Source organism: Oceanobacillus halotolerans, assembly GCF_010993955.1.
Taxonomy (GTDB): Bacteria; Bacillota; Bacilli; order Bacillales; family Amphibacillaceae; genus Oceanibacillus_A; species Oceanibacillus_A halotolerans.
In genome coordinates, this window is record NZ_WIXL01000009.1 from 1 (window position 1) to 12,550 (window position 12,550).

11 protein-coding genes are annotated in these 12,550 nt (G+C 37.1%); 4 read left to right on the plus strand and 7 right to left on the minus strand.

Features of this window, described 5'->3' with window-relative positions; genetic code table 11:
• Positions 1-268 precede the first annotated feature (268 nt).
• Positions 269-2,086: an oligoendopeptidase F gene (pepF, locus tag GHC26_RS10945; RefSeq protein ID WP_163971317.1), complete on the plus strand. Its 1,818-nt coding sequence runs from the start codon at positions 269-271 to the stop codon at positions 2,084-2,086.
• A gap of 354 nt (positions 2,087-2,440) precedes the next feature.
• Here the strand turns inward: pepF and hemY are convergent, their stop codons facing one another.
• The 4 genes from hemY to GHC26_RS10965 all read right to left on the minus strand — a co-directional run bounded on the left by hemY (position 2,441) and on the right by GHC26_RS10965 (position 8,120).
• The gene (gene hemY / locus GHC26_RS10950) at positions 2,441-3,847 is read right to left on the minus strand and encodes a protoporphyrinogen oxidase (RefSeq protein ID WP_163971318.1); all 1,407 of its coding nucleotides are present in this window, start codon (positions 3,845-3,847) and stop codon (positions 2,441-2,443) included.
• Positions 3,847-4,779: a ferrochelatase gene (hemH, locus tag GHC26_RS10955; RefSeq protein WP_163971319.1), complete on the minus strand. Its 933-nt coding sequence runs from the start codon at positions 4,777-4,779 to the stop codon at positions 3,847-3,849. The genes hemY and hemH overlap by 1 nt, the downstream gene beginning before the upstream one ends.
• Positions 4,780-4,807: 28 nt before the next feature.
• Positions 4,808-5,842: a uroporphyrinogen decarboxylase gene (gene hemE, locus GHC26_RS10960; RefSeq protein WP_163971320.1), complete on the minus strand. Its 1,035-nt coding sequence runs from the start codon at positions 5,840-5,842 to the stop codon at positions 4,808-4,810.
• A 97-nt stretch (positions 5,843-5,939) separates the two neighbouring features.
• A complete protein-coding gene (locus tag GHC26_RS10965) occupies positions 5,940-8,120 on the minus strand; it encodes a transglycosylase domain-containing protein (protein WP_163971321.1) in 2,181 nt (726 codons plus the stop codon).
• Positions 8,121-8,273: 153 nt separating this feature from the next.
• Between GHC26_RS10965 and GHC26_RS10970 the strand changes: the two genes are divergently transcribed.
• Positions 8,274-8,777: an antibiotic biosynthesis monooxygenase family protein gene (locus tag GHC26_RS10970; RefSeq protein WP_163971322.1), complete on the plus strand. Its 504-nt coding sequence runs from the start codon at positions 8,274-8,276 to the stop codon at positions 8,775-8,777.
• A gap of 81 nt (positions 8,778-8,858) precedes the next feature.
• Here the strand turns inward: GHC26_RS10970 and GHC26_RS10975 are convergent, their stop codons facing one another.
• From GHC26_RS10975 to GHC26_RS10985, 3 genes are all read right to left on the minus strand, one after another.
• Positions 8,859-9,320, minus strand: coding sequence for a thioredoxin family protein (locus GHC26_RS10975; protein ID WP_163971323.1), 462 nt, complete (start codon positions 9,318-9,320; stop codon positions 8,859-8,861).
• The gene (locus tag GHC26_RS10980; protein ID WP_163971324.1) at positions 9,310-9,750 is read right to left on the minus strand and encodes a disulfide oxidoreductase; all 441 of its coding nucleotides are present in this window, start codon (positions 9,748-9,750) and stop codon (positions 9,310-9,312) included. Before GHC26_RS10980 ends, GHC26_RS10975 begins: the two co-directional genes overlap by 11 nt.
• A gap of 287 nt (positions 9,751-10,037) precedes the next feature.
• Positions 10,038-10,691 (minus strand): phosphatase PAP2 family protein, encoded by a 654-nt coding sequence (locus GHC26_RS10985; protein WP_163971325.1) that lies wholly within the window; start codon positions 10,689-10,691, stop codon positions 10,038-10,040.
• 108 nt (positions 10,692-10,799) lie between these two features.
• On the opposite strand from GHC26_RS10985, the gene GHC26_RS10990 reads away from it, so the two are divergent.
• Together GHC26_RS10990 and GHC26_RS10995 are read left to right on the plus strand one after the other, a co-directional pair.
• Positions 10,800-11,234 (plus strand): ferritin-like domain-containing protein, encoded by a 435-nt coding sequence (locus tag GHC26_RS10990; protein WP_163971326.1) that lies wholly within the window; start codon positions 10,800-10,802, stop codon positions 11,232-11,234.
• Between the two features lie 115 nt (positions 11,235-11,349).
• Entirely contained in the window at positions 11,350-12,519 is a 1,170-nt protein-coding gene (locus GHC26_RS10995; RefSeq protein ID WP_163971327.1) for a M20 metallopeptidase family protein, read from the plus strand.
• Positions 12,520-12,550 lie beyond the last annotated feature (31 nt).

Below are 12,550 nucleotides of genomic sequence, written 5' to 3' on the forward strand. Positions count from 1 at the left end.
TAAAGAAGACACTGTGAAAACGTAAAGTTTGAACAGATGTCGCACTTATGCCCGTGGTGAAAGCGACTGTTCGAAGCGGAAATCAATGGCACCATTTATTGCACATAATATAAATTATGCGTCATAGAACACAACAAAGTATGCGAAAAGATCCATCGACAAAATAGTTGCATTTTTTTTGCCACTAATATCTGAAAAGTTCTATCATTCTTTCCCCTTTTATTTTATAATATACTTAGTGTAACGAAATATAGAAAGGGGATTTTGCATGACAACCAATACAAAAGCAAAACGATTAACACGGGAAGAAATACCAACAGAACAAACATGGAATTTAACGGATTTATTCGCCACAGATGAGGAATGGGATCAAGAATTACAAGCTATTCAAAAAGATGTGGATCAAGTTACAAAATATAAAGGGAAACTTGGAGAAAGTGCAAAAACGTTATTAAACTGTCTCCAGGATCAAGAAAAATTCGAGCAACGTGTTATCCGTGTATCTACATATGCTAATTTACGTTCTAGTGCGGACGGATCTGATCCAAAAAACCAGGCAGATTCTGCAAAAGTAGCAGCAGCACTCGCACAAATTGGTGCAAAACTGTCATTTATTGAATCTGAACTATTAGCCTTACCAAAAGAGAAAATAGAAGGTTTTATAAAAGAAGAGGCTGGACTAGAAATCTATCAAAAAACACTTGATGACTTACTAGAGAAAAAGCCGTACACCCTAGCACCGGATGTTGAGGAAACATTAGCTTCCCTTAGTGAAGTTCATGATGCACCATATATGATTTACAATCGTAGTAAATCTTCTGATATGGAATTTGATAGTATTGAAGATGAAAATGGCGAAGAAGTTCCTATGTCTGCTGCTCTATTTGAAGATCAATATGAACTATCACCAAATACAACAACACGCCGAAGAGCTTACGATTCATTTACCAAAACACTTGATCAGTATAAAAACACATATGCAGCTGTCTATGCAACAGAAGTAACCAAACAATTGACGATGAGTCGTCTACGTTCTTATGATTCTGTAACCGATATGTTGCTAGATTCACAACAAGTTACCCAAGAAATGTATCATAACCAACTGGATGTCATTCAAAAAGAGTTGGCACCACATATGCGTCGTTTTGCCAAATTAAAACAAGAAAAACTTGGGCTTGATCAAGTCCGCTATTGTGATCTTAAAGCACCACTTGATCCAGAATTCAACCCAACTACAACTTATGAAGAAGCAACTTCAACGATTTTAGAAGCACTTGAAGTCATGGGACCAGAATATACAGAAATTATGAAAAAAGGGGTTAGTGAACGCTGGGTTGACTTAGCAGATAATGTTGGAAAACAAACTGGCGCATTTTGTTCCAGTCCATATGGAGTTCATCCATATATCTTAATCACATGGACAAATACGATGCGTGGTGCATTCGTGTTAGCTCATGAATTAGGTCATGCAGGACATTTCTATCTTGCTGGAAAATATCAATCCCTATTCAATACAAGACCATCAACTTATTTCATTGAAGCACCATCAACGATGAATGAAATGTTACTTGCAAATCATTTACTAGAAAAAACTGATGACAAACGAATGAAACGCTGGGTAATTACACAGCTACTTGGCACATACTATCACAACTTTGTTACACATCTTCTAGAAGGAGAATTCCAGCGTCGTGTATATAATTTAGCAGAATCTGGTACACCGATCACTGCCGATATATTATGTGAACAGAAAAAAGAAGCACTGCAAAACTTCTGGGGCGATGCAGTAGATATTGATGACGGAGCAGGCTTAACATGGATGCGTCAACCACATTATTACATGGGACTCTATCCATACACGTACTCTGCTGGTCTTACAGTATCAACACTTGTATCACAGCAAATTAAAAAAGAAGGAAAACCTGCTGTTGATCGTTGGCTAAATGTATTGAAATCTGGTGGCACGATGAAACCACTTGACTTAATCAAACAAGCTGGTGTTGATATGTCTAAACCAGATGCCATTAAAGAAGCTGTTGCATATGTTGGTTCTCTAGTTGATGAACTAGAAAAAAGCTATGAATAATCGCTCTACTAAATAAGTTTAAGTGCACGCTAAATAACGGAATGAGAAGTTTTGTTCTCATTCTGTTATTTTTTATGCAAAATTATATGTCACATTGTAGGCTGTTTGTGAGACGGTGACAGAGTGGCTCTCGGTTGATTCTCCTTGTTTTTCTTTCCCAATCTACCGTGATGAGAAGGAGCTCGGTAAATTCACCCTCTTTTTCCACCATGACTACCTTTCTATCGACTCATTCGCTCCATATTTCCTCCCATATCGACCGTTACTCCCCTTCTTACTCAACTAAAACCACACAACAGAATCAAAAAACAGGTACCTAACGACTTAAATAATCGTTAGATCCCTGCTTCGTTTCTAGTTTCTTTGCAAATATTGTAATACGAATTGTACCGCTTTTTCACCTTGGTCAATACAATCTGGTACACCGACACCTTCATAAGAACTACCAGTTAAAAATACACCTGGTAATTTATCCTGTGCAGCCTCACGCACTTTACTAATTCGTTCTTGATGGCCGACAGTATATTGTGGCATTGCATTTTTCCAGCGTGTAATAACACTAAACTCTGGTTTGGCTTTTATTTTCATTGTTTTGTTTAAATCACGTAAAACAATTTCGGTAATCTCTTCATCTGATAAATTAACCACATCTGGGTCAGACGGTCTTCCAACATAACAGCGTAATAATACTTTTCCATCTGGTGTTGAGTTTGGCCATTTTTTATGGGTCCATGTACATGCTGTAATACGGAAGTCACTATTGCGTGATACAACAAAGCCTGTTCCATCAATATCTTTTTTGATAGCAGACTTATCAAATGCCATCGCTACATTCGCAACAGATGTAGCTGGGATGTTCTTAAATGTATCAAATAAATCATATTGGCTAAACATTCTTGGTAATGTATAGTGAGGTGTCGCCATTACAACCGCATCTGCTTTATAAACAGATCCATTGCTTAATAGTAGATGGTAGTACCCTTCTTTTTTCTCCACATGATCAACAGCCACATTTAAAGCGACAGTCCCAGGATCTAACTGTTTTTCTAGTTGTTCCACCATGGACTCTAAGCCATTCTTAAAGGAATAGAACATTCCTGGCTTCTTCCCTTTTTGCTTTTTAAGTTGTGGCATTGTTTTTTGTAATCCTTTAATAAGACTGCGATGCTCTTGTTCTAAATGATAGAAGTTTGGGAAGGTTGCCATCAAACTCATATCATCAATGTCACCTGCATAAATTCCAGATAATAATGGCTCGATTAAGTTTTCTACTAACTCATTCCCAAAACGGCGACGGAAGAACCCCCCTAATGACTGATCAGATACAGCTTCTCCCTTTGGTAAGACAAAATCAAGTCCAGCACGAAGCTTTCCTTTCGTTGAGAAAATGTTCGAAAACAAGAATGGTTTCACCTTGGTTGGAACCCCCATAAAGGAACCACTAGGCATTTTATGTAGCTTATTATTTACTAAAATATAAGATTGACCAGTACCATTACGAACAAGTTCATCTGCCATTCCTAATTCCTCTGCTAATTTAACAGCAGGCTTTTTACGAGCTAAGAAAGAATCTGGTCCTTGTTCAATCGTAAAGCCACTTTTTCTTTTCGTTTTAATTTTCCCACCTAGCCGATTACTTGCTTCGACTAGCTTCACATTGATTGGAAGTTGTTTTTCTTTTATTTCTTTTTGTAAGTAGTATGCAGCTGTTAACCCAGTAATACCGCCACCTACGATTACAACATTTTTCTTATTCACCATTACACTTCACGCACTTTGTTCAATACGACATCTTTCAACGTATCGATAAATTGTGGGTGCACATTTGGCATCTCAGGACGATAATAATTAGCACCTATATCATCACACACTACTTTACACTCATAGTCATTGTCGTATAATACTTCTAAGTGATCAGCAATAAACCCTACTGGTGCGTATACAAATGATTGATATCCTTTTTGTTCAAAAAGATCACGTGTTAGGTCTTGTACGTCAGGTCCAAGCCATGGATCAGGTGTGTTTCCTTCACTTTGCCAGCCTAATTCATAGTTTTCGATTCCAGCTTTTTCAGCAATTAATTTCGCTGTTTCTTCTAATTGTTTTGGATATGGGTCACCATCTTGTAAAATTTTTTCTGGCAAGCTATGTGCAGATACTATAAGTACAGCTTTTTCCCGTTCTTCTGCACTCATTTTTTCATAAACTTTTTCAAGCTCATCTGCCCAATATTTAATAAATCCTGGTTCATTATACCAGCTTTCGACGGATTGGATCGTAATTCCATGTTTTGCTGCCTCTTCATTCGCACGGTTATTGTACGATTTGACACTAAAGGTAGAATAATGTGGTGCTAATACAATAGATACCGCTTCTTCAATTCCATCCTTTGCCATTTTCCCCACTGCATCTTCAATAAATGGATGGATATGTTTTAATCCAATATACATATGAAATTCATATTCGTCTTGACTAGCATTTAAACTTTCTTCCAATGCTTTTGCCTGTTGTTCGGTTATTTTAGCAAGTGGCGAAATCCCACCAATTGCTTTATAACGATCTTTCAAATCCTGTAGTGCTTCTTCTGATGGCTTTCTTCCATGTCGAATATGTGTATAATACGGTTCAATGTCTTCTTCTTTATATGGTGTTCCATACGCCATCACAAGTAATCCTAATTTTTTCTTTGCCATTTTCAACACCTCTTCAAAAAATTTACTGTTATCGTTGTGAATAAGAATGAATAAGATTCGTTAATTTTTTCAATGTTTCTGGGTTAATATCAGGCGTTACACCGTGTCCTAAATTAAACACGTGATGTCCATCTTCTTTCGACTGATCCAATATCGCTTTCGTTTTTGTTTCAATTGTTTCCCAATCAGCTAGTAAAATGGCTGGATCTAAGTTTCCTTGTAATACCTTTGTAACCCCTAATTGTCTTGCTTCTGTAATTGATGTGCGCCAGTCTAAGCCTATTACATCAACAGGTAAATCATTCCATTCTAATAATAAATGACTTGCTCCAACACCAAAGACAATGAGTGGAACATTGTCTTGTTTTATTTCGGAAAAAATTCGTGTCATCACTGGCTTGATAAACACACGATAATCTTCTGCGTTTAATGCACCAACCCATGAATCAAAAATTTGAATAGCACGCGCACCTGCTTCAATTTGTGCTTTCACATAGGTGATCGTCATATCTGCCAATTTATCCATTAAGGCAAACCAAACATCTGGTTTACTGTACATAAATGCTTTTGTTTTCCCATAATTTTTAGATGGTCCACCTTCAATCATATAACTTGCTAAGGTGAATGGTGCACCACTAAAACCTATTAAAGGAACCTCTAGCTGCTCTTCCGATAATAGTCGTATCGTTTCCAGCACATATGGAACATCAGCTTTCGGGTTAATCGTTCCAAGGTTGTCTACATCTTGAAACGTTTTAATTGGGTTATTAATAACAGGTCCAATACCTGATTTGATTTCAACATCGACACCAAGAGCAGGTAAAGGGGACATTATATCTTTGTATAAAATAGCTGCGTCAACCCCATACTGTTCTACTGGTAATCTGGTAACATAGGCACACAATTCTGGTTGATGTGTGATTTCAAATAACGAATATTTTTCTTTTAGTTTACGATATTCCTTTTGTGACCGACCAGCCTGACGCATAAACCATGCTGGTGTATAGCTTGTTTTTTCGCCATTATACGCCTTTATAATGGTATCATTAATTTCTTTTATCATATAATTTCACCTTCTATCACTACTTTAACCCTATCACCCACTATATCGATTTCTTCCATTAATGTATAGTAAAGCCTTAGGATTGTCATGATTTTGTCTAATTTGTCATGGAAAGTGTCACTGTTTTTGATTTTTTTCCTTCCATGTTTGTTAATGGATTATATGGGACAACATAATAGTAACTAGATTCGAACACATTTATAGCGTCAATCGTATATTCTGTCTTTCCTTCGACGGTACCGATCCGTTTATCAACACCTGGTTGTTCCTGGTAAATATGATACACAACTCGTTCATCCCTTGATCCACTCCAGCTTAATTTTCCATTTACGAGAGAGAAACCACCAAACGTGTATGTCCCTTCTACCTGTTCTATTTCTGGCAGTTCAATTGGCTCTGGAACTGCTTCTACATGCTCAGGTTTCTCAAAATGACTTGCAAGTGTTGTCTGTTTATCGAATTCTGTTAAAATTCTTTTTGTAAGTGCTGTTGGGTAGACACTTCCACCAGTAAGATAATGATCTTCACCTGATTGATCATACCCCATCCACAGTGCCGTCACATATTGTGGAGTATAGCCAACAAACCAAGCATCTTTATTCGCATCGTCCACATAAGGATGTTGTGTCGTTCCAGTCTTTCCCGCTAAAGCCTTCTTATATTCTCCTGATTCTGCCGTACCTTCTTGAACTGTATGTGTTAAGATTTCGGTCATATTCCAGGCAACCTGTTCGCTAAACACTTCCGTTTCACTAGGATTTGCCTGATAAATCACCTCGCCATCTTGATCCTCAATTCGACTAATAGTGTACGGATCAGTAACTTCCCCATTATGAGCGAAACTGCGGTAACCGCGAACCATATCAAGTGGTGCAATCCCTTCTGTCAACCCACCTAAAGCCACCGCAAGTCCATCATCCTCGAGAGGAATTCCCATTTTCGTTAAATAATTTTTAGCATAGTCTATGCCAATATCATTTAACAACCAAACGGCTGGTGCATTTTTTGATACGGAAAGTGCCTCATAAATCGTAACAGCATCTGCATATTGATAGTCTACGTTTGTTGCGATATATCCATCATAATCAATCTCTTGATCAGGGATGAGCGTATAGGTATCATAACTATCATTCATCATAGCAGGTCCATAAACGGCTAATGGCTTAATGGTTGAACCTGGTTGTCGTTTCACTATTGTGCGGTTTAAGTCACCTAATTCATAGTTCCTACCACCTATTGCTGCGACAATTTCCCCTGATGTTTGATCCATCATAACAAACGCACCTTCGACATTTTCTGCATTGCCTGGGAAATATTCAGCTTGTTGAAATTGCTCGTACGCTATTTTTTGTGCTGTTTCATCCATGTTCACAACAATTCGATATCCACCGCGTTTTAATTCATTTAACGACAATTGTTGCATTTCATTCGCTTCTTTGATGACCAAATCCATGTAACTATTTACCCATGGTGTTGCTTTCTTTTCCTGAATTGATAATCCTAACGTTTTCCCCTGTGCTTGGATTCGTTGTTTCGTGGAAATGATTTCCGCATTATCCATTGCTTGAAGGACAACATTTCTTCTGTTCAATGCTTTATCAGGATGGTCAACTGGGGAATAACCATTTGGTGCTTTTGCTAAGCCAGCTAATAACGCACCTTCTGAGATGGTTAAATCACTTACCTCCTTGTTAAAAAAGAAGTTAGCTGCTGTTTCAATTCCATAAATGCCTTGTCCAAAATACATTTGATTCATATACAATTCCAAAATCTGATCTTTTGAAAAATGTCGTTCTAAGTATATGGCTGCCATCACTTCTTTCGTTTTACGCATCCATGTTTTATCGTTAGTTAAAAAAAGGTTTTTCGCAAGTTGTTGGGTGATCGTACTGGCACCTTCTACTTTATCTAATGCCACAATATCTCGATAAACAGCACGAATGACAGATCGAAAATCAACTCCAGCATGATCATAGAAACGTCTATCCTCTATCGCAATAAAGGCTTCTTTCACATGATCTGGGACATTGTCAATATCAGCTAAAGTCCGGTTTTCATGATAAAGCTCTCCAACAATATAGCCATCCGTTGTTTCAATAGTAGTTGTCGCATCAAGTAAGAGTGATTCCTCATCAACGACAAATGTACCTCCAAATAATATAAAACCATAACCAATAAGGCCAAAACTAACCATAAAAGCAAACGCCAGCGTTATCCATTTTAGTTTATTAGACCAAATCATAAAGCGCCTTCGTTCGTTCTCATTGATCTTTTTCATTTATTCACCTCACTCTCTATTATACGACATATTTCTACAATAACAAAGAGCAATACTCGCTATTAGATAATATTTATTATAATCTATCACATTGACGAACAGATCTTTTTATGCGGTAATAGATGTAAGAAACTTAGGAAAGGAGTTTCACAAATGAAAGCATTTATGACCAATGGAACAATTGATTTTTTACAAAAACTACAGCAAAAACATGCAAACCTTGATTTCTTCTTTATGAACAGCCATGAAGGCTCACTTGCATATTACGAGGGTACGGGAAAAAGTGTTTTCACAGCAGGAAGAGAGTATGAAATCCTCATCCAAAAAGGAGCTGTTAAACAAGAAGGCTATGTCGTCATGAACAACATTCCTGTTACAGAGGATGGAAAGCCAGTGTTTGAAGATCGCTTTAAAAAGCGGCAGCAAGATGTTGATGGGATGCCAGGATTTCAAGCATTCCGATTATTAAAGCCGACAAAAGGCAATACATATGTTGTCTTTACCCAATGGGAATCAGAAAAGGACTTTAAGAATTGGAAAAACTCTGCTGCCTTTCAACAAGCACACCAAGACCAAGGAACAAAACCACCAGCCTATTTTGCGGACCGACCATTTGTTACCAAATACCATATGGTAGATCAAGAAGAATTAAATTAAAAAAAACGAACGGGATCATGTCTCCCGTTCGTTTTTTTAATTTAAGGCAATTTTCTATTTATTGTTAGTTGAGATATGAGCCTAGTTTAATACATATTCTTCAAAGAATTCCCGATATTCCTCTTCGGATTTTTCTCCTTCTAGACGTGCAACTTCTTCTGCGTCTTCATAATGGACGAGTGTTGGTGTTGATTCGATATTTGGGTTATCAAACTCGAGCAAGTTTAATTTTTTCATATCAATTCCTAATTCTTCTGTGATTGGTACTAACTTCGGTGTAGTGTTAAGGCAATATGGACAAGTTGGACTATAATAATATACTGTTACAGGTTCTCCACTGCCAATTTTCTCATTTAATTCTTCTGGCACAATTTGATTATCATAAAGTGGATCACCTATTTGATCAATTGTAGCTTGATGTAGATCCTCTTTTCCATACGGATTATCTTCTAATGCTTCACTGTTTTTGAAGTCAATTACAAAATAAAGTGCAGCAAATAATACAACAATAGCACCAATTATAATAAGCATCTTATTTCGCATCATTATTCCCCCTCTGTTGTTTTAACAAATAAATGTGTAAACTTGTAATCACGATAAATGCAATACCTGCTAAAAATGGGATGGTAATAAACCCACCATAATTAATATATTGCACATTGCATGGAACATTTCCACAGGAGCCACCCGTTTCTTGCAACATTGGTAATTTTTGAATGGAATAATGGTAAATCGATACAATCATCCCAATACTACTTAGAATCAGTCCTGGAAGCGCAATGCTGATATCCTTCTTCCATAATGCTACACCATAAATAACGACTAGTGGATACATGAAAATTCGTTGGATCCAGCATAATTCACATGGTGTATAACCCATTACCTCAGAAAAGAACAAACTCCCTAACGTAGCAACTAATGTTTGTGCCCAAATGACCATTAAAATTGTTTCCTGCTTTTTCGTTATATTCATCTAGAGATACTCCTCTTAGAAAGGTCTATATACAATCTACCAATCGAACTTCCCAATTTCCATAAAGTGAAACTTCACTCAGTGGGGGTTTCCTTTCCTCCCCCACTGAGTGTTAGTTGAACGAATCGGACATTTACGGGCAGTTTGATCCCCCTCTTATCTTTCTTGGATCTCCTAAGAAATCTTAAAGTGGAGGTCTTACTGCCCGTTACATGCGGGATAAATACATTCGTATTATACATGTCTATTCATGAAAAAACAAAAGGATTGCATAAGATAATACTAGTTTAATTGGAAGTTTTTGACCTTGCACGATAACGCATCCATTTTTCATAACCATAAATCAAACTAATCAATAGAATAAATCCTAAAATAAATCCAGCAACGACATCTGTTAAGTAATGAACATTAATATAATACCGACTCACACCAATTAGAAATACCAGTAAAGCAAAAAACACTTGGATGGTTATAATAAGATAACGATGCTTCAAGCGTCTTGAAATAAAATAACTTAATAACCCATAGCACACCATCGGAATCATCGCATGGCCAGATGGGAAGCTGTGTCCTTCTGCGTTAGCCTCTATTAAAATACTCGGTCGTTCACGGCCTACCATCGCTTTAATCGATAAATTTAATAGATGTGCTCCTAATGTGCCTCCTGCAAAAACAAAAGCAGGGCGCCAATCACGAAAAATCAAGAATAACAGAATTCCAACAACAATGGTAAACGGTACTAAAAATTCTTCTGAACCGAGATCAGTGATCTGTAAGAATGTTTCATATACAATCGTATCCGCTACCGTATCGACATATGCTCTCGTCCATTGATCTATATATGGAACTTGACCCCGTACAATTTTAGTAACCCAAATCGCTATCGTACTACTAACAATTAGAAAAAAGAATAGCACAAAATAATGACGATTTTTCAACATTTGTATTCCTCCTCTTACCATAATAACGTAAATAATGGTTTAATTAAATAAATGTTGGGAATAGTATTATGTGCTCATGCTAAAATTTTACAAAAGGTGGGGATACAAATGGATGAACAGTTACAAACATTAATTGATGGTTTAAATGAGGACTTAGCAAATGAATATGCTGCTGCGATTCAGTATACGTATAGTGCATCTGTTGTTTCAGGCTTATATCGCTCTGCATTAAAACCATTTTTTGAAGGGGAGGTAGCTGATGAATTAGGACATGCCTTATATTTATCAGAAAAAATTAAATCACTTGGTGGTACACCAACCACTTCAGCTGCACAGGTACCACAACCAACAGGGGTAAAAGAGCTACTGGAAGAAACATTAAAATCAGAAACAGATACAATCGCACGCTATGAGAAACGAAAAGAACAAGCAGAGGCTCTAGGGTATACAGAGCTTGTCGTGAAACTAGAGGATTTTATTTCCGATGAAACACATCACAAAGAAGAAATTGAACGATTACTTGAAGATTCACGGATTTCCTAATATATGTTTAAATCGAAGGCAATACTATCTTCCTTCGATTTTTATTTTTAGGCATTCTATTCCGTAAATGAATGGAAAAGTGTTATAATAGTATGAAAAGTAAGGAGGTTATTATATGTTAGACGCAATACATAAAGCGATTGATGAAAAATATTCTAAAATGGTAGAAATTCGTCGTTATTTACACCAATATCCAGAAGTTTCGTTTAAAGAATACAAAACAGCACAATATATTGCGGATTTTTACGAAGAACTAGGTATTCCTTACAAAACAAAAGTCGGAGGAAATGGGGTTGTTGCCACATTAAAAGGAGCTAAACCGGGAAAAACCATTGCATTACGTGCTGATTTTGATGCATTACCCATTCAAGATGAAAAAGATGTTCCTTACAAGTCTAAAGTAGATGGGGTAACACATGCATGTGGTCATGATGGGCATACGGCTACCCTTTTAACATTAGCCAAAGTCATGAAGGATTATCAAGAAGTTCTTCCAGGTACCATCGTTTTTCTTCATCAACATGCAGAAGAATATGCACCAGGTGGCGCGAAACCAATGGTTGAAGCAGGTGCATTAGAAGGGGTAGACGCAGTATTTGGTACACATTTATGGGCAACCACACCCCTTGGGGTTATGCAAACCTCTAAAGACGTATTTATGGCTGGGACAGATCGCTTTGAAATTACGATCCAAGGCCAAGGTGGACATGGTGCCTATCCTCATGAAACAAAAGATGCAATTGTCATTGGTACACAAGTGGTATCTCAATTACAACAAATTGTAGCTAGACGATTAGATCCACTAGAAACAGCCGTTGTCACGGTAGGCATATTTGATGCAGGTGATGCCTTTAACATCATTGCTGATAAAGCTAGAATTCAAGGTACTGTACGTTATTTAAATACAGAGGTACAAGAAAAAGTCATTGAAGAGATGGAAAAAATTGTAAAGGGAACATGTGTTACAAACGATGCATCTTACAACTTTAATTATGAAAAAGGGTATCCACCACTTGTGAACCATGAAAAAGAAGCACAACTTGTATTAGACGCAGCGAAGAATATTCCTGAAATCGAAACAGCAGAAGAAGTAATCCCTGTAATGGGTGGCGAAGACTTTGCTTACTATACAATGGAAAAACCAGGTGCTTACTTCTTTACTGGTGCAAATAAAGATGGCAACCCATACCCACACCACCATCCGAAATTTGATATTGATGAAAGAGCTTTACCAATCGCAGCTAAAACATTAATTCAAGCGTATTTTAATTATCAAAATCAATAAGAGGACAAATGAGAACCCCCTTCACTTGGCT